19 protein-coding genes are annotated in these 22,322 nt (G+C 32.0%); 17 read left to right on the forward strand and 2 right to left on the reverse strand.

Annotation, left to right across the window (positions count from 1 at the left end):
- The first annotated feature begins 210 nt into the window (after positions 1-210).
- The 9 genes from C8E03_RS05135 to C8E03_RS05170 all read left to right on the forward strand — a co-directional run bounded on the left by C8E03_RS05135 (position 211) and on the right by C8E03_RS05170 (position 10,591).
- Positions 211-468 carry an ATP-binding cassette domain-containing protein gene (locus C8E03_RS05135; protein WP_170122900.1) on the forward strand — a complete coding sequence of 86 codons (258 nt, stop codon included), beginning with the start codon at positions 211-213 and terminating at the stop codon, positions 466-468.
- Positions 469-732: 264 nt separating this feature from the next.
- Positions 733-1,854: a recombinase family protein gene (locus C8E03_RS05140; RefSeq protein ID WP_110290479.1), complete on the forward strand. Its 1,122-nt coding sequence runs from the start codon at positions 733-735 to the stop codon at positions 1,852-1,854.
- A 120-nt stretch (positions 1,855-1,974) separates the two neighbouring features.
- Positions 1,975-2,742 carry a hypothetical protein gene (locus tag C8E03_RS05145; RefSeq protein ID WP_110290480.1) on the forward strand — a complete coding sequence of 256 codons (768 nt, stop codon included), beginning with the start codon at positions 1,975-1,977 and terminating at the stop codon, positions 2,740-2,742.
- Positions 2,732-3,319, forward strand: a complete 588-nt coding sequence (locus C8E03_RS05150; RefSeq protein WP_110290481.1) for a 3'-5' exonuclease — start codon at positions 2,732-2,734, stop codon at positions 3,317-3,319. The genes C8E03_RS05145 and C8E03_RS05150 overlap by 11 nt, the downstream gene beginning before the upstream one ends.
- 2,016 nt (positions 3,320-5,335) lie before the next feature.
- Positions 5,336-6,598: a radical SAM/SPASM domain-containing protein gene (locus C8E03_RS05155; protein ID WP_110290482.1), complete on the forward strand. Its 1,263-nt coding sequence runs from the start codon at positions 5,336-5,338 to the stop codon at positions 6,596-6,598.
- On the forward strand, positions 6,595-7,608 hold the full coding sequence (locus C8E03_RS05160; RefSeq protein ID WP_170122901.1) for a radical SAM/SPASM domain-containing protein: 1,014 nt from the start codon (positions 6,595-6,597) through the stop codon (positions 7,606-7,608). Before C8E03_RS05155 ends, C8E03_RS05160 begins: the two co-directional genes overlap by 4 nt.
- 135 nt (positions 7,609-7,743) lie before the next feature.
- A complete protein-coding gene (locus C8E03_RS21880; RefSeq protein ID WP_170122902.1) occupies positions 7,744-7,914 on the forward strand; it encodes a hypothetical protein in 171 nt (56 codons plus the stop codon).
- A gap of 56 nt (positions 7,915-7,970) precedes the next feature.
- On the forward strand, positions 7,971-8,957 hold the full coding sequence (locus C8E03_RS05165; protein ID WP_110290484.1) for a S8 family serine peptidase: 987 nt from the start codon (positions 7,971-7,973) through the stop codon (positions 8,955-8,957).
- The gene (locus C8E03_RS05170; protein ID WP_110290485.1) at positions 8,954-10,591 is read left to right on the forward strand and encodes an ABC transporter ATP-binding protein; all 1,638 of its coding nucleotides are present in this window, start codon (positions 8,954-8,956) and stop codon (positions 10,589-10,591) included. The genes C8E03_RS05165 and C8E03_RS05170 overlap by 4 nt, the downstream gene beginning before the upstream one ends.
- Before the next feature lie 142 nt (positions 10,592-10,733).
- On the opposite strand, the gene C8E03_RS22240 is transcribed toward C8E03_RS05170, so the two are convergent.
- Both C8E03_RS22240 and C8E03_RS22245 read right to left on the reverse strand, forming a co-directional pair.
- Complete coding sequence (locus C8E03_RS22240) at positions 10,734-10,892, reverse strand: hypothetical protein (RefSeq protein WP_207657786.1); 159 nt, start codon at positions 10,890-10,892, stop codon at positions 10,734-10,736.
- 13 nt (positions 10,893-10,905) lie between these two features.
- The gene (locus C8E03_RS22245; protein WP_207657787.1) at positions 10,906-11,205 is read right to left on the reverse strand and encodes a hypothetical protein; all 300 of its coding nucleotides are present in this window, start codon (positions 11,203-11,205) and stop codon (positions 10,906-10,908) included.
- 255 nt (positions 11,206-11,460) lie between these two features.
- Between C8E03_RS22245 and C8E03_RS05180 the strand changes: the two genes are divergently transcribed.
- The 8 genes from C8E03_RS05180 to C8E03_RS05215 all read left to right on the forward strand — a co-directional run bounded on the left by C8E03_RS05180 (position 11,461) and on the right by C8E03_RS05215 (position 22,316).
- Entirely contained in the window at positions 11,461-12,123 is a 663-nt protein-coding gene (locus C8E03_RS05180; RefSeq protein WP_207657792.1) for an ABC transporter ATP-binding protein, read from the forward strand.
- Complete coding sequence (locus C8E03_RS05185) at positions 12,123-14,582, forward strand: ABC transporter permease (protein WP_110290487.1); 2,460 nt, start codon at positions 12,123-12,125, stop codon at positions 14,580-14,582. Before C8E03_RS05180 ends, C8E03_RS05185 begins: the two co-directional genes overlap by 1 nt.
- A gap of 595 nt (positions 14,583-15,177) precedes the next feature.
- The gene (locus C8E03_RS05190; protein WP_170122903.1) at positions 15,178-16,563 is read left to right on the forward strand and encodes an ABC transporter substrate-binding protein; all 1,386 of its coding nucleotides are present in this window, start codon (positions 15,178-15,180) and stop codon (positions 16,561-16,563) included.
- A gap of 97 nt (positions 16,564-16,660) precedes the next feature.
- Entirely contained in the window at positions 16,661-17,551 is an 891-nt protein-coding gene (locus tag C8E03_RS05195; protein WP_094375735.1) for a carbohydrate ABC transporter permease, read from the forward strand.
- Positions 17,548-18,381: a carbohydrate ABC transporter permease gene (locus tag C8E03_RS05200; RefSeq protein WP_094375734.1), complete on the forward strand. Its 834-nt coding sequence runs from the start codon at positions 17,548-17,550 to the stop codon at positions 18,379-18,381. Before C8E03_RS05195 ends, C8E03_RS05200 begins: the two co-directional genes overlap by 4 nt.
- A 3-nt stretch (positions 18,382-18,384) precedes the next feature.
- Positions 18,385-19,332, forward strand: a complete 948-nt coding sequence (locus C8E03_RS05205; RefSeq protein WP_110290489.1) for an AraC family transcriptional regulator — start codon at positions 18,385-18,387, stop codon at positions 19,330-19,332.
- Positions 19,333-19,352: 20 nt separating this feature from the next.
- Positions 19,353-21,395, forward strand: a complete 2,043-nt coding sequence (locus tag C8E03_RS05210; protein ID WP_110290490.1) for a family 10 glycosylhydrolase — start codon at positions 19,353-19,355, stop codon at positions 21,393-21,395.
- Positions 21,396-21,419: 24 nt separating this feature from the next.
- Complete coding sequence (locus C8E03_RS05215; RefSeq protein ID WP_094375731.1) at positions 21,420-22,316, forward strand: D-psicose 3-epimerase; 897 nt, start codon at positions 21,420-21,422, stop codon at positions 22,314-22,316.
- Positions 22,317-22,322 lie beyond the last annotated feature (6 nt).

The following is a 22,322-nucleotide window of genomic DNA, read 5'->3' on the forward strand; positions in this document are numbered from 1 at the left end:
CATAAATTACATACAAGAAGATTTTTGCTTGGTTCCGGCAGATTTTCGGAAGTTTATCTGACCACGGAAGCAGGTCATCCAGAAAGAAGACATTTACCAATATAGATAAAGATGATAGGATAAGTTTGTCTTTAATAACAACAATTTACATATATAATGTTACGATACAAGAATATAAGGTATACGCAAGATTTTATAAATAAGACAATCATGAGTGAATTGATCAACTATTATCTAACTTATATTTTTGAAAAAGTGATAAAAGGGGAAAAGGAAAAGAGAATGATATTACAAACAACTAATTTATGTAAATTTTTTGAAAGCGAAAATAATGTGATAAAAGCTGTAAACAATGTGAACTTAAATATTGAACAGAAGGAGTTTATATCAATTGTTGGAACATCAGGCAGTGGAAAAACAACTTTTCTTAACGTGTTAGCGGGATTAGAGGAACCAACAGCAGGATAAGTGTTAATAAACGGAGTGAATCTATATGAGTTAAAAAGTGATGATTTGATTAAATATAGAAGAAAAAATTTAGGCTTTATATTTCAAAATTTTAATTTACTTCCAATGCTGAATGTTATGGAAATATTATATTGCTTATTTCGCTGGACAATAAAAAAGTGGATGAGGCATACTTAAATCTCACGTTTGACAGTTGGAAGAACAAAAAAGTCTGGTCATCCTTATAAATAGGGCAATCCAGACTTTAAAACCAGACAAAAACAATTGCAATGTATTAGTGCAAATGCCATTTTCGGATATAAGAAAAGTGCAAAAGATATTCATAAGCTAGAAATTGATGATGAAACAGCGTTTATTGTAGAAATGATATTTGATTATGCATTGACGGGTAAGAACAGTATTCAAATAGCAAAAATGCTAAATGAACAACAGATTAAAACCCCTGCCTGGTACAAGAATAAATGTGATCGACGGAGTTATGAAGTTGATTCTAAAACAATCTGGACATCAGCTAAGGTTATGAAAATAATTAGGGATCAGCGTTATGCTGGCGATATGGTTGGTAATGTAAGAGCGACAACCAAGGTAGCAAAGAATGATAATATAAGAGTAGACCGGAAAGAATGGATTATAGTTGAGAATACCCATAAGGGTATTGTCTCAAAAGAGATTTTTAGAAAAGTAAATGAAGAAATAATGCCAATAAAAGAAAGAAGTAATGTAGCCGTTGGTGAAAGTCGAAGACAGGGTTTCTGTTATTGTGCTTATTGTGGCAGATTACTTCAAAAGGAAAACAATCCGGTTAATCCATATTTGTTTTGTGTACGTCAGAAATATGATGTTAAAAATGGATGTGATGAAATGAAAATAATGACGATACCGTTACAGGCTACATTATCAGCAATGGTTGTAAAATATGTAAGTTCGTTAATTGAGCTGCAAACATTTGTAAAGCGCAGTAAAATGAAAATCTTTCAGAATCATAAGTCGGCAATGACAGGTGATGAAATTGAAAAAGAAATCTTGAAGTTGAAGCAATCAACAATTAGCTTGAACCAGAGATATCATGAGGGAAGGTTTACAAAGGAAGCATATATTTTGCAAAAGGATAAAATAAGAATTCAGATTGAAGAATTAGAGGATAAAAAACTACAAATTCTAAACGGCATAGGAGATAAGGAGGCTCAGAAAGAATGGGAAAAAGAGCTGGAAGAAAAGATTGAAAAGTTCAAGGATAGGATTTCTTTTACTGAGAGTGAATTGGCAGAGGTGATTTCAAGAGTTGATGTTTATTCACAGACAGAGATACGAGTAAAGTGGAGATTCATGGACTTTACAGCAAAGGCTACAGATTATCTTGTAAGGGCACAGAAAATAGCATGTTAGGTGTAAAGAGAAGGTGTGTTGGCATCTTCTCTTTTTGAATATATTACTAAATATACACAATAAATCAGGTGGAAGAAAATGAGATATAATGATATAATTTATTTGAATTGGAGGTATATTATGAAGAATAGTATAAGAACAAAATTATTATCTTGTATTTTTGTAATTATTTGCTTGGTTTTAGTCATTGCAGGATTTATGGTGGATACACTTTGGGCGACTTCCGACAATATTTATAAGAGCTTACTGCTAGTTATAATGAGCACTGGAGCATCTATATTTGGAGCAGCTGCAGCGTGGGAAGTTATTTGTAAGCGTTCCTTTGCAAAAGAAATACTAAATTTAGGCGGAGTAACAGATAACTATATTGAAAGTGGAATTGAGCACATATATACAAAATTCAAAGATGTAAACTGGCAAAATGAGTTAAAGGATGTTAAAGAATTTACAGTATTTTTAAGTTATGGCTATACATGGAGAAATCAAAACAGACAAATATTAGAGACATTAGGTCATAAATATGGTTTTACGGTTATTTTGCCGGATTATCATGATACAGAATTAGTGGATGAATTAGATAGAAGGTTTGGTTATGGAAAATATTCAAACCCAGGTGATAAAAAAACAAGTATGGCAGATCAGATTAGAAGTGCAGCAAAAGATTTTTTATCGATGGGTGGAAAGGTAAAACTGTTTAATGGGACTATTTGTTCTACATATTATCTTTATGATATAAAATGTCTTTATGCACCATTTAAACATGATAAGAAAAAGATTGATGTTCCTGCAATAAGGTGTAGTAGCGGAATGTTTTATGATTTTTGTATAAAAGACATGACTGCAATACTAGAAGCATCAAGGGAATGGAGTCAAGAAAATGATAAATAAAGCAGAAAATAGATTTGTGTTTGTTGATACGGAAACAGGCGGAGTCATTCCTGAAAAACATTCATTATTGTCTATTGGATTAGTAATATGGGATAAAAAAGATGGTATTATTGATAAGAAAGAGTTTTTTGTAAAACATTCTTATTATATTGTAACAGAAAAGGCAAAAGAAATAAATAAATTTGAACAGCAGGAACATAAGGAAAAAGCATTAGCTGGAGAAGAAGTTATTAAAAATATATTGGAATTCATATATGGTTATTTTGATAAAAATACTGCGATACCTTTGATCGGTCACAATGTGCAATTTGATATTAACTTTTTAAAAGTATTTTTCAGAGATGAGAACAGATCATTTAATCAATATTTTTCTCATAGGTCAATAGACACGTATTCTGTTTTCAAATCGCTTGTATTAGCAGGCGTAATTAGTGATAATATTGATAGCTCAGCAGATGCATTTAGGTATTTTGATATCAAGGTTAATAATCGCCATAGTGCCATAGGCGATTGTGTAGCAACCGTTGAACTGTTTGAAAAATTACTATTATGTATAAAAAGAGGATGTAAGGAATAGCATACAATAATGAAAAAGCCATGAAATTAATTCGTGGTTTTTTTTGTGTACTTTTCACAAAGATGAAAAAAGTTTGCCAAAAAGTGGCTCAAACACCCCGTTTTTTCGGCTTATAAGTAGAGGGATAAATTTTCCTGAAGCTAAAAACCGAAGTATTCAGAATTAAGGTTCTGGTGAAAAGGTATTTAGCACCTGAACCTTGAAAACTGAATACCGAATGTAAGGAACAAAAATCAAACACACTTAGTTGAAATCAGGAAGCAGTATTTGAACTGAAAGTAATCGTGATCTGTTTACAAGTTTGCAATGATAGACCTGTTGGATAACCAATTCAAGCAAGGTATCGTAATAGAAGACGCGAAAGGTAAAGAGCGAACCAGATGGATGTAATGCTATTGATACGCATTGCAAAGCTTTGATGGATAATGAAACAACTGCTACAAAGTGGCAGCCAGGTGGCGCTGGAGTATAGCATATCGTGAAAGGGTGATATGTGGTGCTGTGATGGAAATCATCAATCCTAACTTACATGTTTCCCGATCTATGGCAGCAGTACTTGCTATAGATGATGCACGGGGTAGAGTAAATTAAAATGTGTGGCTTGTCTGGTAACATACCGGACAACCACACTTGCATATAAATTAAATACAGAAACAAAAGAAGTTTCAACTCACCAGAGGATACAGGCAGACTGCACTTTCTGGTGAGTTGAAAACATTCAGGGAAAAAATATAAGAATTTTTTAGTCTTAACTTGACACAAGCAGAAAAAGTAAAGGCCTATTTAATTAAGGGGGCAAAGCCCTTGCCGGGGTTTAAAGAGTACCCCAATCCGCAGGTTGGCTGGGGGGCGCTTTGTGTGAGGGATAGTCTGCCGGAGTAATGAAACTGCAACGAATAGCTACTACTCTTTATATAAGTAATATATTTTCTTGTTTTATTGATTTTACAAAGAAGCTTTTTGAGTTTTTTCATTTAATCTATTGAATTAATAGTACTATTTTAAATCTTCTGGAACAAATATTTTAGTATTTATTATTAGGAAGACTTAAGGGTGGGAACTATTATTTTATAATAATATAAAATGAAGCGTAAGGCTGCTGCAGGATGATTTGCATTTATCATTTTACTGCAGCTCTTTTATTTTCTATAAGAGCTATTATAGAAGTAGTATTTTTTTGTTAGCGTAAAATATACAAATGGTAAGGGTACATATGAAGACATAATTTATAATTTAAAAAATGCGGTCTTGAATAAAGAAAAAGTGAGAATTAGAATCACTGTTAATTCAAAAACAGTACATTCCTTAGCAGATAGTATAACACACATGGTTGAATTAGGATTTCGTACAATCATACCATCTGTAGTTTATGAAGATTTCTGCTTGGTTCCGGCATATTTTTCGAAGTTTATCTGACCACGGAAGCAGGTCATCCAGAAAGAAGTCATTTACCAATATAGATAAAGATGATAGGATAAGTTTGTCTTTAATAACAACAATTTACATATATAATGTTAACACAAGAATATAAGGTATACGCAAGATTTTATAAATAAGACAATCATGAGTGAATTGACCAAAATAGGATAGGATTTCTTTTACTGAGAGTGAATTGGCAGAGGTGATTTCAAGAGTTGATGTTTATTCACAATCAGAGATACGAGTAAAGTGGAGATTTATGGACTTTACAGCAAAGTCTACAGATTATCTTGTAAGGGCACAGAAAATAACATGTTAGGTTAGGAGAGAAGAGAAGGTGTGTAAGCATCTCCTCTTTTTGTCGAATTACGGGGAACGAAATTTGTCGAAAATTATAGTGGAAAGTGATACAATAAAGTTGTTGGATATATTTGGAAATAGATTATAAGCAATTCTATGGTTTGAGGCATATGGAAAGGACTTTAGAAAACATCAAGATTTGAGTTATCTACGTTCCTCCTATGTTGACATGGTAATAAAATACTGTGATTCACGATTTTAGACAGTAGAGCTCACTACATAACAGGAGATAATAAATTGTATAAACTTACTAGGCACTTATTTATACTTGATAATGACATGACTAAAGTTATGGGAAATAGATATTTTGGATCATTTATTAAAATTAGTGATGAATGTTATCAAATTCTTAAAGAGTTATTGAAAAACAATTCTTTAGAAAAGGATTTTGAAAAAATTTTTGAAGATAAGAAAGATCAAAAATATTTTTTGAATTTATATAAAGTTCTTCTCGAAAAAAGAATTTTAGTTGATTTCGAAGATAAAGAGTATATTCATAATGTTGACTTACAATGGGAATTAACTAATCACTGCAATTTGAAATGTAATCATTGCATTTCGGATGCAGTCGGAGTACAAAGTCATCAAACTGATTATGATAAAATTATGACCATAGCAAAAAAAGTAATTGATTTAGAACCGCAATCATTAACACTTACAGGAGGCGAGCCTATGATTTTGCCTTTTTTCTTTGAACTTTCACAGTATATTAAGGATAGTTATGACGGAGATATGACATTAATGACAAATGGAACATTAATTACAGAAAAGAATGCGAAACTAATTGCACAGTTTTATGAAAATGTTTCAATAAGTATAGATGGGGTGGACGAGAAAAGTTGTAGTGAAATACGTGGGAAAGGTGTATTTGGAAAGGTTATAAATGCCGTATCTTACTTGAAGGGTGCGGGAGTGGAAAAAATATCATTGTCTATGGTGCTTACAAATAACAATAAACAGCATAAGAATAAATTTTATGAATTATGTAATGAACTTGAAGTTGAAGCGCAATTAAGATCCTTTGCATCAGTTGGACGAGGAGAAGAACATGCAGATTGGTATATATCAAGTGATAATAAAGAGGATGATAATACAACTGTGCAAAATGAAAAGCTTTTGGAAATAAAAAATAGTCAACCAAAAGTATCGATAGGTGTGTGTGGAGCACAATATGGTTCTATAACTATAGATCCTACAGGTGATATGTTTTTATGTGCACCGTTTGAGTATTTAGGACAAAGCATCGGCAACATAATAAATATACAAAATATAAAAGAATATATAAAAATGGAAAAATTCAAGAAAACTGATGCATATAAAGAATTTGAAAAGTTACTTCTAGAAAACAAGGAACATTGCAAAAATTGTAATGTGAGATTTTTTTGTTGGCATTGTCCATTTATTAATGAACAAGCAATTAAGAATGATAAATTTTATTTGAGACATTGCGAGATGACAAAAAAAGATTTGAAGTTTGCTGTATGGGGAGAATTGGCATGAATATAACATTTTGGACAACAATGGATTGCAATTTGAATTGTAAATATTGTTACAATAGAGCTAGTAATAATATAAAAAAAGAATATATGACGGCTGACGTAATTTATCAAGGAATAAAATTAATTACAGCGCTCCCTCAATTTAATACTGATGAGCAAATTTATATTAATTTTCATGGTGGAGAACCGCTTATGAACTGCGATGCAATAGAGTTGATAATGGATATAATTGAAAAGTGTATTCCTAGAACTAGTATAACATATGGATTAACGACGAATGGCACATTATCATCGGATAAGCAATTAAAAATTTTGAATAAGATAGATAATATTTCAGTTAGCATAGACGGAAATGAAAAAAATCATAATAGATATAGAATATATACAAATGGTTGTGGATCTTTTGATAAAGTGATAGAAACTGCTAAGAAATTACATAAAATTAAAACAATAAGAGTTAGAACTACTATAACTCCAAAAACATTATCTAGTATGTCGGATATTGTTTGTTTTCTGATTGAAGAAGGATTTAAGGAAATAGTTCCAGTATTAGATATGTTTGATAAAAGATGGAAAGATGAAGATGAGAATCTTATTTTTCTGGAATTTAGAAAAATAAAGGAGTATTTAGAAAATAAGAATTGCGATGATGTAAGCGTTGGATGGGTAAGCAAATCACCAATAACTAAAAAAGGAGTATGTGATGGAGGCGTTACGAGTTTTCATATATTACCAAGTGGGGATATATATCCTTGCTCGTTAGTTGCTGGGGAGAAACGTTGGCTTATTGGAAAAACAAGTGAAGGACTTTATCAAGAAAAAATTCAAATGGTACAAGATCTTAATAAAAAAAATACAGACAGTTGTGTAGGATGTAATTTTTATGATTTTTGTCCTAGTTCTCGTTGTAAATTGATTAATGAGAAGATTACGGGTGATTTCTATAAAGCTAGTGCAATAACTTGTCTTCAGAGCAGAGTTATGTTAGAAATGATGGAAATGATTTATTAATTGTAGATAATCAGAAGTAGAAATACTAGTTTGATAATTTTGAATTACCAAACTATAGATTCAGTTTGGCACAGAAATAAACAAATGGAGGTTATAAGTATCAGAGGTAACTACATAAATGGAGGAAAATATATTATGCAAATTAAAAAAATTGAAAATAAAATAAACTTAGATGAAAATGTAATAGCAGAAAACGAATTTAAATGTAATCACGATTGCGTTGAATATTATTATTCGGGAAGTACAGCTAAAGATGGTTGCAGTCAGAAGTACAAAGTAACAGCAAAAACAGTTACAGTATGGTAAAAAACACCTTAATTATAAATTAAGTATAAATAATTAATAGTTCCTCTGATATATATATGAAAAAAATAAAAATAGCTATATTGGATAGTGGTGTAAACTCTACATTTTATCATAGAATGTTTGGAGATAATATAAAAGAAAGCTATTCTATATACATAAATGCAAGTAAAAATAGTATAGAGGTGAAAGACTATGGTTTTGAAGATTTTAATGGTCATGGAACAGCATGTGCCATTACAATAAAAAAACTGGCGCCTAATGTTGAAATTGTTCCGATTCAAATTTTATCAAAAGATGGAAAAGGAAGTATAGAACAATTAATGACAGCAATGGAATTGGTGAAAAATATTGACGTTCAACTTATAAATATGAGTGTTAGCAGTGATATTGACAATTTGATATTCAAATTACAACCTATAGTGAGGAGTATAAATGAGCAAGGAAAAATTTGTATTGCTGCAAAATCTAATAGTCGAAGTGTGAGTATTCCAGCAGAAATGAAGGAAATTATTGGTGTTGAGAGCTCAATTGCGATCTTCGGAACAAAATTCAAATATTGTAAAGAAAATAAAATTCAGTTGTTAGGAAGTGGAACCCCTGAATTAATGGGTTATAATACAAAAAACATAAATTTTTTTAAAGGTAATAGTAAAGCAACAGCAGTTATTACAGGGCAATTAGCCTCTATTTTTGAGAAAGGTGATTCACATGATTATAAAAAGAAAATAAATGATTATTTAGAAGCAAATTCGTGCAGTGATATAGAACTTTATTCGGAAATTGATATGAAATGTTCAAGAAAAGAGATAGACAAAACAGTAAGAAACATTATTAATAAGTTGATTAAAGAAAATAAAATAAAAACTATTGTTAAAAAATATGATGATTTAGATTTTTCGTACAGTGAAATTAATGATTTCTATACTATTATATATAAATTGGAAAATGAATTTGATTGTAGAATATTTGAAAGGACAACTGTTTACAAGCGATATTTTGAAACTATCAATAACCTTAGCAAATTAGTCGAGGTGTCTATGTGAATAAAAGTGATTTTAAAAAAATAAAAAAAATATTTGGTATGGATTCAATAAAGAAGATTAATGTTTTTAGCTTATTGGCTCTTTTAACTATTGCCACAACAGGTATGCCCTTAATTACAGTAGATTTAATTAATACAATAACGGAAGCTGCAAACATGAACGAACTTATAAAGTACATCTTAATGTATTTTATAGTATCAATCATTAATATAGTGCTTGAAAGCATTTTTGATGTTTATTATTCAATTAAAGAGTTTGATTTTACTCAGAACTTAAAATTGAAAACAATAGAGTCAATGTTCTTGTTAAGAGGAACATTTTTTAATGAAGAAAAAACAGGAAACCTATATACTTGTGTTGAGGATGATACTGGAAAAGTAGCTGAATTTATTTATAGAGTGTATAGTGTGCTGGCTTCATTTATTCAAGCAATAGCTTTGCTAGGGGTTTTGATTTATTCTGATTGGAGACTTGCAATTATGTTGATTGCAATGATACCAATTGTTACAATTTCACAGAATCTTTATGGAAAAAAACTAAAAGATAAGGCGGAAAAAAATCGCGTTGATTATGGAGATAATAATGCATTAACAGAAGAGTTTGTATCAAATGCTCCAGCGATGATAATGTTTGGAATTAAAAAAAGTTTTATGAAGAAATATAAAATTTCTTTAAGTAAACTTAGAAAAAGCTTTAAGAATTTGATGATAACAAATGTATTTGCAAATCAGACATTACAAGCGTCAACTACAGTTGGGTTAATTCTAATTACTGGCTATGGGGGTTACGAGGTCTTTGAAAAAAAAATATCAATAGGTGTTTTGGTTATTTTTATCCAATATTGTTCTAGATTTATTGCACCATTAGAAAATGTTATTATGTTAAAAGTTAGTTATAATATGATAAGACCTTCATTAAATAGAGTGTATGACATATTAGTTCAAAATGACGGGATAATGAATGAGAATAAAGAAAAGGTTATTTCGGAAATAAGGTTAGAAAATGTTTCTTTTGGTTATAAGCAAAATCAATTAGTTCTAAATAAAATAATGCTTAATTTTACTAAAAATAAAAAATATCTTATATGTGGAAAGAGCGGAATTGGAAAATCCACAATTATTAATCTTATATTAGGCTATTGGAAACCTGAGGCTGGAAAAATAATAATGAATGGCAAAGATTTGGAGACTTTAAACATAGAAGAAGTTCGAGCTAATATATCTATAGTTTCGCAGAAAACATTTTTTTTACATGATACAATTTACAATAATTTGGCAAATTTTGAAAATAATTATGATGAAAACCAATTATGGAATGTTCTTCGAAAAGTTGGAATGTATGATGAAATAATAAGTATGTCAGAGGGATTAAGTACCATTATTGGAGATGATGGAATGACTTTGTCGGGAGGACAGAGACAGAGATTAGCCATTGCAAGAGCTTTATTAAAAAAATCAGATGTTATTATATTTGATGAGCCTACGTCTGCTTTAGATAAAAAGACGGAACAGATAATTGTAGAAACGATAGAAAGTATTAATGATAAAATTGTTATCATTGTATCTCATAGTAATAGCTTTTCTTCCATTGTGGATAAAATATACGCAATGGATAAAGAAAACACTTTATTATAGTAGCAATTATATGATTTATCGGAATCTTGAGTGATTATGTTAGCGTAGCTGACAGTGGTACTTTGAAAAGTGAATAATATCCAAAATGAAATAAAATTAGGAAAAACGGTACGATAAATATAGACACAACTGCCGTTATGCTTTAAAATAGATGTAGATTATCTTTCACTGCCAAATGAACAGTTCTTCCATATTTAGAATCAGAACATGGACGTTCACAGGAACAGCCATATTTTCTGCTGGCAAGAGGGCAACGGAACTTAGTACGATACTTGAAATGTTCAGTGCCATCATGATGCATTCGATGTCCCTCTTTACATATAGGCACTGGTAAAATCATTTTTATAAAGAAGTTTGCTTCCACGTTTGACATTTAAATCAATAAAAGGAGTAATGCCTTTACATTTACAATACTGATAATAAGGCATAGCATCACGGGCAGAATCAAGAAGGAGTTTAGTAACTTTAAAATCAGGTAAAAAATTCTTCATTCTGAAAAAGGTATGAAGAAATCCATGTGAAGTAGGTGAAAGTAAAGGGAACATAGGAAGATCAATTTCAGAATCAGAAGCTACAAGCATATATAGGTCGTAGCCATGATAGTAATAGTCCATGGAAGAATCCCCCACCAATATCACAATCAGGTTAATAGAAGTATCTATTACATTTACAATCGGTCATGCCTTTTGAAGAACAGCCACAAATACGATATTTTCGTTTTCTGTGAGAAGTAACAAAAGGGAGTACCATCACCAGCAAGAGCAAGTGTTTTGGCAAAAAAAGTGAGGATTTTAATAAAAAAGGAATCTGTAAGCCTTGATTTTACTGACTTAGAGATTCCGAGGTGGAGTATTTATAGGATAGGAGGAATTATGGTAATCAGAACAGAAAAACTATGTAAGTTTTACGGAACGGAAGAGAATCAAATACGCGCATTAGATGAAGTGAGTATCAAAGTACAAAAAGGAGAATTTATTGCGTTAATAGGAAAATCAGGAAGTGGAAAATCCACATTATTGAATATGATGGGAGGACTTGATAATCCTACTGCTGGAAAAATCTATATAGGAGATGTAGAAATATCGGGTATGAACGCTGAGGCGTTAACAAAGATGCGTCGTTCTAAAATCGGGTTTATTTTTCAAAATTATAATTTGATTCCAGTTTTGAATGTATATGAAAATATAGTGTTGCCAGTTCAGCTTGATGGAAAAAAGCCAGATGAAGCGTACATAGAGTCTATATTGAAAACTTTGGAATTGTCTTCTAAGAAAACATCTCTTCCAGCCAGCCTTTCAGGTGGACAACAACAGAGAGTAGCTATAGCAAGAGCGTTGGCAAATAAACCAGAAATAGTGCTGGCGGATGAACCAACTGGTAACTTAGATGCTGCAATGGGCAATGAAGTAATTGCCATGTTAAAACAGATGAATGAAAAGTATAATCAAACAATTATCATTGTTACCCATGATCAAGAAATTGCAGAACAAATGGGCAGAACGATTCGAATTGTAGATGGGAGAGCATTATAATGATAAGAAAATTTGCACTAAGGATAATTCGTGCAGATAAAACCAAAGGTATAAGTGCAATTATCGCAATGATACTAACGTCTATTCTTTTTTCAACTTTATTCACTACAATTATTGGGATGAATAAAGCATCAGAATATAGCGAGATAAAAAAATCAGGTATGCTAAGCCAGATCGTATTAAAAGATTGCGACAGTAAAATCGAAGATGCAATAGAAAAAATTAGAAGTAATGACATGGTTGACTCTACAGGTTACAGGAAATATCTTGCGGATGTTGTCAATGATGAACTAAGTTACAATGTCGAGCTTTCCTATGAGGATGAGGTCTATTCAACTCACTGTTTTCAAGATTTAAAAGAAGGACATATGCCAGAAGCAGAAAATGAAATTGTTATGGATGAGTCGACTATTAAAGCTTTAGGCATTGAGAAGAAAATCGGAGCAAGCGTGCCGTTGAATTTGAAAATTGGTGATACTTATGTCAGTGAAGATTTTATCTTATCTGGTTGGTTTGAATTAAATAATGCGCTAGAGATAAAAACAGGGCAGGTTGTAACTTCTAAATGTTATGCGAAAAAATGGGAGTCTAATTATACCAAGAATTCAATATATGGTGCGGAGAGTGTAGATATATTACTAAAAAATAGTAAGAATGTTGAAGAACAGGCAGAAAATTTATTAACTCAGGTAGGATTAGATCTAGAGACTGTTAGGTTTTCGGTTAATCCTGCTTATTGTGATGATACTTCAACAATAGAAACGAGTAGTTTACTAGTTATGATAGTAGGGATATTGCTAATAGTAATAGTAGGATATTTGATCATAAACAATATTTTTCATATTGCTACAATTAGAGATGCCAAGGAGTATGGGCAACTAAAGACTATAGGAATGACTAAAAAGCAGATTGGTGCATTGATAGGATGGCAGGCAGTGTTTCTCCTCATAGTGGCAATTCCAATTGGCATATTAGTAGGTTTATCTATAGGAGAGTACATACTTCCAAGTATATTATCTCAAACAAGTTTTAAAGTCGTCGCAAAAGATAATTTGTTTGAAATGAAAGAAATTGTAGTCATTCTGGCATTTTCAATAATTTTTGTTCTGGTAACTACGTTGTTAAGTATATTTGGGCCCATAAAAATAATAGGAAAACTTTCTCCGATTGAGTCATCAAGATTGGAGTTAAAGGTATATAATAAAAGTCATAAAACTACAGACGGAAGTAAATTACATAAATTTGCTTTTTATAATATATCAAGAAACAAGAAGAATATGATTATTCTAATTATAAGCATATCTCTGCCTATACTTTTGGCTAGCATCGCTTTTTCTGTATTAAATAGTTTTGATATGGATAAATATTTATCTACAATGATTTATTCAGATTATAAAGTAGCGACAGATAACTTTTTTAAAAACTCATATTTGACAAATGAGGGAGAAATTGCAAGTGTATCCCTCGATACTATAGAGGATATTGAAACTAGTGACACAGTAGAAGATGGCGGTTTAATTTATGGAAGTTGCAATAATCTAAATATTGTCATTGAGAATGAAAAAAAATCCCGTGATGATTATTGGTTAAATCTATATGGCTTAGATTCATTTAATTTGCAAGAAGATATGATATTTGAAAATGATATCGACTTAACAGCATTTTATGATGGAACTGGAATTCTAGAGGGCGTTTGGCTTAATGATGATGGAAGCATAATGCCAGGAACATCAAACTACGATATTGGTGATATGGTAAATATTCAAACAGAAGAGGGAAAAGAAAAAGAATATCAGGTAATAGGACATCTGAATATTGGTGGCAGTGTACTAAATACTGGTATCTCTGGAGACAATATCACCTATGAACTTTATTTGGATTCTAATTCATACAAGCAGCTAGTTACGGAACCGCAGCTTATGGCATATACCTTTGATGTTAAAAATGGACAAGAAAGCAATGCGGAAGATGTTATGAAGCAGATTACTTCTTCGTATCCGGATGTTGATTATCAGTCAAAAACTACATATGAGGAAGAATTTAATACATTAAAGAACATGGTTGAGCTGATAAGTATTTTACTTTGCGGTGTACTTTCTTTTATAGCTTTAATTAATTTGATAAACGTATTCATAACAAGTATTCTTGTGAGAAAAGAAGAAATTGGAATATTAAGAAGCATTGGTATGACTCGAAGACAGCTGGTTAAGATGCTATTGTTTGAAATGTTGTATTACTGCGGGTTGGCATTTATAGTATCGATGATTTTATCAATATTGTTATCAATTACAATGGTTACGCCATTCTGTAACAGCATTTCATTTTTAACATATTCATTAAGACCTAGCGTATATGTATACATATTGTTAATAATAGTTGTAATTAGTGGCGTAACGGTTACGTTTGAAGAAAAACAAATTAGCAAAAAAAGTGTCACTGAACAGTTAAGAAGTGTGTAATTGTAATATAGTTAAATATGTAACAGCACTGCCTAAATTGTCCTAACCCATATAGGTTGGATCGTGCGGTTGTATACGGTGAATTCGAGTATCAGGCTGGTTCATGGAGCGCCACCCAAGGAGGGTGGTTTATGTTATTTCAATGTTTTTTTAAGGAAGACATTTAATGAATCAAGAAACAAATAATAAGAGATAATAAGGGTATTGTCCGTAATACACGAGACAATAACCTTTTTTTTAATATAGGGTTTGGGTTTCCAAGACGCGTTGATTTGTATTATTGGAGTGTCTTCTCCTTTTGTTATAAAAAACGTTTTATTAAAAGAAGAATAAAAATAAAATTTATTTCATAGATATCATATTGTTAAATCTAATAAAATTAATAGTAATTTTTTGTATGTATTTCATAAAGATAGTTTTCAACAAAAGATAATGTAGAAAATGACAAATAATATCTAGAAAAATTAAATACATATTGTGCATGTTGTGTTAATATTTCATTGTAAACAAAAAATAACTGTTAAATATGTTGAATAAAATAGCTATTTAACAGGCGTTGCAAAGAAATAGAAGTTGACAAAGCGGAGGGATGAAAATGAAAAAGAAATTTTTATCAGTTTTATTATCGGCAGCGATGGTTGTTTCACTTTGTGCATGTGGAAGCAAAACAACGGCTGAAACATCAGAGAATGCAAGTACTGAGGAAGAGGGAACAACAACATCAGAAACTGCTGCAACAACGCAGACAGCTAGTACAGGCTTAAAGGGGCATTTTTCTATTTACCATTTCCATGAAGAAGATGGATCAGGTACTTCCAAAGCGTTTTGGGATGCGGCTAAGAAATTCCAGGAAGCAAATCCGGATGTACAAATTGATTATATTTTTGCGGATGCGAATAATTATCAGGAAAAATTAACAACATATATGGCAGGAGATGAACTTGCGGATGTATGGCTTACGAAAGGCGATATGCTTCCAACTTTTGCAGATGGTGGATTGATTCAGTCAGCCGATCAATATATATCAAAGGACACAGACTGGTCTTCCCAATACGTCGATGGAGCATTCACAGACAGTACGTATGATGATAAGCAATGGGGTGTTCCATTCCAAATGCAGGCAAATTGCGTTGGAGTTTATAATCAGGCTATTTTTGAAGAATGTGGAATTGATGAATGGCCAGAAACATGGACAGAATTGTTAGCCGACTGTGAAAAAATAAAAGCTGCAGGATATACACCGATCGGTATGGGAAATAAAGATCAATGGTTAGCAGAATCAGCAGTATTTAATACATATGCATATAAATATGTAGACCAGGACTGGTTTAATAGTTTAGCTAATAATCAAGGAGCAAAATTTACAGATGAAAAGTTTGTGAAAGCATTAGATGGCTTCCAAAATATTGCACAGTATTTTAATTCAGATATGAACTCAATTGATCAGGATGAAATGTATTCTCTATATTATAATAAAAAATGTGCTATGTTCTTTAACGGTGCATGGTCGATCGGAACGATGATTGCGAACTGTCCTGAGGAAATATTGGAATCAACGCATGTTGGATTGATGCCAGCAGTGGAAGGCGAAGCGGGAACCAAATTTGATACAGCGGCTGGTGCCGGATGGAATTATGTCATTAATTCGAAACTACAAGGTGATGATCTTACTGCATGTCTTGCGTTCCTGAAAGCGGTAACAACGGGTGAGTATGCGGATGATGCACTTTCACAAGGTTTTATTTCAGCAGCTAAGACAACGGATGCATGCGACATGTCTTCATTAGATCCACTTTTTAGTGAATATTATGAATTAGCAGCTACAATGAATAACAATTCTATCTTTGACTGTGTACTTCCGGCAGAAGTTGGCTCAGGAGTACTATATGCAGATACACAGCAATTAATTTCAAATTCTATGACAGCAGAGGAAATGGCAGCTGACTGCCAATCTGCTATGGAAGCAAATTATGAAAGGTAATAGAAATAATAAAAGGTGCGCGTCGGGGAGAAATGTCCCTAACGCGTAACTTTTTAAAAACAATAAGTAGAACAATGTAGAGAAAGGAGAAATAGAAATGAACATAAGAGAGATACAAAATAAAAAGCAATATGCCTGGATCTATACATTGGTCTTGATACCATTTATTTATTTCCTATTTGTAATGATAGTTCCTCTTGGTACTTCAATTTATTACAGTCTTACAAAATGGAAAGGGGTAGGAAGTCCTAAATTTATTGGATTACATAATTATATAACATTAATTAAAACCCCGGATTTTTGGCTCGTAACTAGAAACACATTAATACTTTGTATTGTATGTACAATTGGTCAAGTTGGGATTGCTTTATTAATAGCATTTTTAATGACGTTTAAAAAATTAAGATTTAAAACATTCCATAGAGCTGTTATTTTCTTTCCTGTAGTAATGGCAGCCATTGTAGTAGGTTATGTATGGAGGTTTATTTATAATTCAAATTATGGATTACTAAATACATTTTTAATGAGAATTGGTAAAGCAGATTGGATACGTTATTGGCTTGATGATAAAAGTATTGTTCTTGGAATGGTATCAATTCCTGTTATTTGGCAATATATAGGACTTTATATGATTATACTGATGAGTGCCATTTCCGCAATTCCACAAGAAGTTTTTGAGTGTGCTGAAATCGATGGATGTACCGGATACAAAAAATCAATTTATATTACGCTGCCAATGATCTGGGATACTTTAAAAATATGTATCATCCTTTGTGCGTCTGGTACAATGAAAATTTATGACCATTTAGTAGCATTAACAAATGGGGGACCAGGGCGTGCAACAGAATCACTTGCGATGTACTGTTATGAATATACTTTTAAGTTTGGAAATTTTGGTATGGGTGCTGCGATAGCAGTAACAATCTTAATTTTTGCTTTTACGATAGCAGGAATTATCCAATTAGTAATGGGAGGTAAGAAAAAATGAAAAAAACAAAAAGTTTTCTTTCTTCTTTCGTAATTAATGTTCCAATCATGCTGTTATCAATAACATGTTTTTTCCCGGTAGTTTGGTTGATTTATTCATCAGTTAAGACGGATGCTGAGTTTACAGTTAATCCAAGCGCATTTCCAACAAAAATACATTTAGATAATTATATGAATGCATTTAAAAGAGCTAATTTTGGAACATTTACTTTTAATAGTCTTTTAAATAGTATGATTGCATTAACTTTAGTTTTAATTATTTCATTTACACTCGGATATTTACTATCAAGATATCGTTTTAAAGGCAGAAATTTAATTTATGGAACTCTTATGGCATCGATGATGATTCCCGTGTATGCATTAATAGTTCCTGTTTTTATTCAAGAAAAAAATTTAGGTTTTCTAAATACAAGATTCTCATTAATACCAATATATGTTGCACTAGAATTGCCAACAGCAGTATTTCTCATTGATGGATATCTGAAAAGTATTTCAATAGATTTGGAAGATGCGGCAGCTATTGATGGTGCAAGCCTGCCACGAATCATGTTTACAATTATGATGCCTATTAGTAAACCAATATTATCTACGATTATTATTCTCACATTTATGCATGTTTGGAATGAATTTGCGTTTGCACAAGTATTGTTAACGGATGAAAAAATTAAAACAATACCAATTGGTTTAACTTATTTTACATCGCAATATTCAACAAGTTACACATTACTTCTGGCAGCTTTGGCTATGGCTACAATTCCTGTAATTATTATTTATTTATTTTTCTACAATAAGATTATGGAAGGTATGATGGCAGGAGCTATAAAGGGATAAAATATGGTAGATTGGAAAAAAATAGATGAAATTAATCCATATGTAAGAATGATGAGATTAAAAAAAGCAGCATCGTTAATTGGAAAATGGAGAGATATAGACAATGTATTTACATATATCGCTGCTGGGAGCGGAGATTTTATTGTAGATGGAATCCGATATTCTCTTCATACAGGAAATGTAATTATTATGCCGCCATATAAAACGCATTTGATTATATCTAATGGAAGTGAACCCTTAGTACAATATATCATGCATTTTGATTATTTTGAAAAATCAGAACGTGTTTTGCTTGAACATAAGGATGTACTTGACGAAGAAGAGAGGAAAATAGAAGTATCTGAGCAGGAACAATTGCTGGGACAGAATGTTACAATTGCTGAAATACCTGATTTTGAGAGAAATGATATTATGAGAGATTATCTATGTTTAATGCGAGAATTTGAGGATAAAAAGCATGGTCGGGGAATCATGCTGAAATCAGGTTGCATTAACATTCTTGTAAAAACACTTAGAGCTTGCAGAACGCCTCAGGAAAGCCAGGTAGATAAGGACGCAAAAAAAACAAAATCTTGGATTCACATTGAAAAAACAATTGAGTATTTGCATAATTGTGCAATTCTGCCAGATAATGATACAATTGCATCTGACATTGGAGTTTCACCTAATTATTTAACAAAGGTTTTTCAAGAGTATCTGGGGATGTCATTGCATAAATATATCTTGAATATAAAAATAGAAAAAGCACAGCAGATTCTTTTAGCAGGTAATGCAAATGTTACAGAAACAGCAGAAAAGTGTGGTTTTTCTAGTATACATGTATTTAGCAAAACATTTAGGAATATTGTAGGTATTTCACCTAGTGAATTTTTAAATCAAAATGTAAGCAGAGAACAACTAGAAGTTAATATGCGTAATTGCTTAAATATAAATAGAGAGGAAACTGTATAAGTACAGTAAAAGGTGGAGATATGTGGATAGAAGGTAATTACAGGCGTAATCTGATGGATATGCATATCGATGACTGGAATCCAGAATTCCTGTCAAAAATAAACATAGCTGAGTATGTGAACGCATTAAAGTCGGCCAATATTCAAGCAGCCATGGTAAAAGGGAAACCACATACAGGCCTTTGTTATTACCCTACAAAGATAGGAAGAATGCACAAAGGATTAAAAGAATTTGATTTTTTTGGAAATATGATTGAAAAATGTCATGAGAACAATATTTCAGTGATAGCGTATTTTACGCAGATCTTCGATAATTGGGCATATGAGGAACATCCTGATTGGAGAGTTATTACTGCTGAAGGAAAAAATATGCGTGAATATAACGGACAACCTAATTTTAAGACGGGAAGATATGGCATTGTATGTCCTAACAATAAAGAATATCGGGAATATGTAAAAGCATGCTTAACTGAGATGAATACAATGTATGATTTTGAAGGTATGTTTTTAGATATGACATTTTGGCCAGAAGTATGTTATTGCCCAAGCTGTCGTAAGCGGTACAAGGAAGAAATGGGGAAGGAACTTCCGAGAACAATTGATTGGAACGATTTTGTATGGAAAGAATATGTGTATAAACGTGATGAATGGATGGCTGACTATGCAAAGTTTGCGACGAAATGTGTAAAGAGTATTAAGCCAAAGGTAACAATTGAACATCAATTTTCAAGAATTACAGGCTCTTGGGTGGATGGCAGTACAGAAATGTTAACTGAGGCTGTTGATTACGCAGGCGGAGACTACTATGGAGGATTTTTACAACAAACATTTATAAACAAATATTATAAAAATGTGTCACCTAACTTGCCATTTATTTATCATACATCGCGTTGTGATCCTGAATTAATTTTCCATACAACTACTAAAACAGAAGAAGAAATAATGCTTCATGTGATTACAGCACTTGTTCACAATGGCGCATTCTTATTAGTAGATGCAATTAATCCGGATGGTAGCATTGTACCTGAGGTATATCACGACTTGATGAAGAGAATATATGGAAAAACAAGTCAATATGAAAAATATATAAATGGAAATTTATATCATGATGCTTCCATTTGGTTTGCATCACATGCAAAGTATGATCCTAACGAATGTAATATTGATGTTGTGGAGAAATCCTTTGAACCAAAATATTATATGGAATCTCCGGTAAGTGCAGCTTCTGTTATGAGAGAAAACAATATTCCGTTTGAGGTAATAGGAACTAAGAATATTTCATCGGACAATGCCAAAGTCCTGGTATTGTCGCATGTTGCAAACATACGTGAAGAAGAAATGGATGAAATAGAAAAGTATATTAAAAACGGTGGAAATTTATATATTAGTGGACCTATTGCAAATGATAGGCTTCAAAAGATACTGGGAGTAAGAGTAATAGGAAGAACTCCTCATGATTTTACCTATATGAGTCCTACCAAATTCGGTGAAGAATTATTCGATGGATTTACAAGGCAAACTCCACTGACTGTTACGATGAGTCAGATAGAAATTGAAATAATTAGTGATGAGAATATGACGGTTTTAGCAACTCAGACATTACCATACACTATGACAAATACATATGAATTTGCTGCGATCCACTCAAATCCACCAGGAATTTATACAAACATGTCATGTGCCATATTAAAAGAAATTGGAACTAGTAAAATCATCTGGACGGCGGCACCTATTGAAATGTCTAAGCCATACATGAGCCGCCAGGTATTTAAAAGAATGATACAGTTATTGGTTGGTGAACCTACATTTGTTTCAAATGCACCGAAATTTGTAGAAGTGCTTTCATGGAATAAAGAAGGAACTGATTATTTTGCCGTTATTAACGAACAGGAAGAATCACCAATAGCACCGATGTATGATATAACAATTGATATTAAAAAAACAAATAGAAAAGCTTATATGCTTCCAAACAAAGAAGAAATTAAAACGGAAATGATAGGAAAGGATTTAATGAGAATTTACTTGCCAAAGTTAGAAGTTTTTCAAATGATTGCATTAAAATAGTATTGTATTAGGAGGACAAACAGTATGAAATATGGAATTTACTTTGCCTATTGGGAACAAGAATGGGGTGTTGAACAAAAAAAATACATAGCAAAGGTGAAAGAGTTAGGTTTTGATATTTTAGAAATTTCTTGCGCAATGTTAAAAAATATTTCGAATCAGGAATTATTAGAACTAAAAAAAATGGCAGACGATAATGGCATAATTTTGACTGCTGGGTACGGTCCAAATGATCAGGAAAATTTGGCTAGTGATAATCCGGAAATTGTCAAACATGCAATTAATTTTTATACGGACATATTAAAGAAACTCGAAATACTTAATATTCATACTTTCGGAGGTGGTATCTATTCCTATTGGCCGGTTGATTATAGTAAATCTATAGATAAGGTGGGCGATTGGGATAGAAGTGTCAAGAATGTCAGAACGGTTGGTAAAGTTGCTGGTAATTGCGGAGTGGATTATTGCTTGGAAGTTCTGAATCGTTTTGAGGGATATTTATTGAATACATGCATGGAATGTAAAAGTTTTGTGGAAGAGGTAGATATTCCAGCCGTGAAAATTATGCTTGATACATTTCATATGAATATTGAAGAAGACAATATGATTGATGCAATCATACTTGCGGGTGATAAACTCGGACATTTCCATGTAGGAGAAAACAATAGAAGGTTACCTGGAAAAGGAAATCTGCCATGGTATGAGATAGGCGCAGCTTTAAGGAAGATAGGGTACGATAAGAATATTGTTATGGAACCATTCGTAAAAAGTGGCGGTGGAGTAGGAAGTGACATCAAAATATGGAGAGATTTAAGCAAAGGAGCTACAATACAGCGACTAGATGAAGATGCTAAAAGTTCTGTAGCATACTTGAGATATGTTTTTAGTGGACCAAATTCAGACTATTCGGCAGAAAAATAAAATATT

Origin of the sequence: Lachnotalea glycerini, assembly GCF_003201285.1 — a bacterium.
GTDB lineage: Bacteria > Bacillota > Clostridia > Lachnospirales > Lachnospiraceae > Lachnotalea > Lachnotalea glycerini.

Bases quoted from the DNA above. Each gene is read 5' to 3' on its own strand.
- C8E03_RS05135 (WP_170122900.1), top strand. From the start codon at position 211: ATGAGTGAATTGATCAACTATTATCTAACTTATATTTTTGAAAAAGTG.
- C8E03_RS05145 (WP_110290480.1), top strand. From the start codon at position 1,975: ATGAAGAATAGTATAAGAACAAAATTATTATCTTGTATTTTTGTAATT.
- C8E03_RS05150 (WP_110290481.1), top strand. From the start codon at position 2,732: ATGATAAATAAAGCAGAAAATAGATTTGTGTTTGTTGATACGGAAACA.
- C8E03_RS05160 (WP_170122901.1), top strand. From the start codon at position 6,595: ATGAATATAACATTTTGGACAACAATGGATTGCAATTTGAATTGTAAA.
- C8E03_RS21880 (WP_170122902.1), top strand. From the start codon at position 7,744: ATGCAAATTAAAAAAATTGAAAATAAAATAAACTTAGATGAAAATGTA.
- C8E03_RS05165 (WP_110290484.1), top strand. From the start codon at position 7,971: ATGAAAAAAATAAAAATAGCTATATTGGATAGTGGTGTAAACTCTACA.
- C8E03_RS22240 (WP_207657786.1), bottom strand. From the start codon at position 10,892: ATGCATCATGATGGCACTGAACATTTCAAGTATCGTACTAAGTTCCGT.
- C8E03_RS22245 (WP_207657787.1), bottom strand. From the start codon at position 11,205: ATGGACTATTACTATCATGGCTACGACCTATATATGCTTGTAGCTTCT.
- C8E03_RS05185 (WP_110290487.1), top strand. From the start codon at position 12,123: ATGATAAGAAAATTTGCACTAAGGATAATTCGTGCAGATAAAACCAAA.
- C8E03_RS05190 (WP_170122903.1), top strand. From the start codon at position 15,178: ATGAAAAAGAAATTTTTATCAGTTTTATTATCGGCAGCGATGGTTGTT.
- C8E03_RS05195 (WP_094375735.1), top strand. From the start codon at position 16,661: ATGAACATAAGAGAGATACAAAATAAAAAGCAATATGCCTGGATCTAT.
- C8E03_RS05200 (WP_094375734.1), top strand. From the start codon at position 17,548: ATGAAAAAAACAAAAAGTTTTCTTTCTTCTTTCGTAATTAATGTTCCA.
- C8E03_RS05205 (WP_110290489.1), top strand. From the start codon at position 18,385: ATGGTAGATTGGAAAAAAATAGATGAAATTAATCCATATGTAAGAATG.
- C8E03_RS05210 (WP_110290490.1), top strand. From the start codon at position 19,353: ATGTGGATAGAAGGTAATTACAGGCGTAATCTGATGGATATGCATATC.
- C8E03_RS05215 (WP_094375731.1), top strand. From the start codon at position 21,420: ATGAAATATGGAATTTACTTTGCCTATTGGGAACAAGAATGGGGTGTT.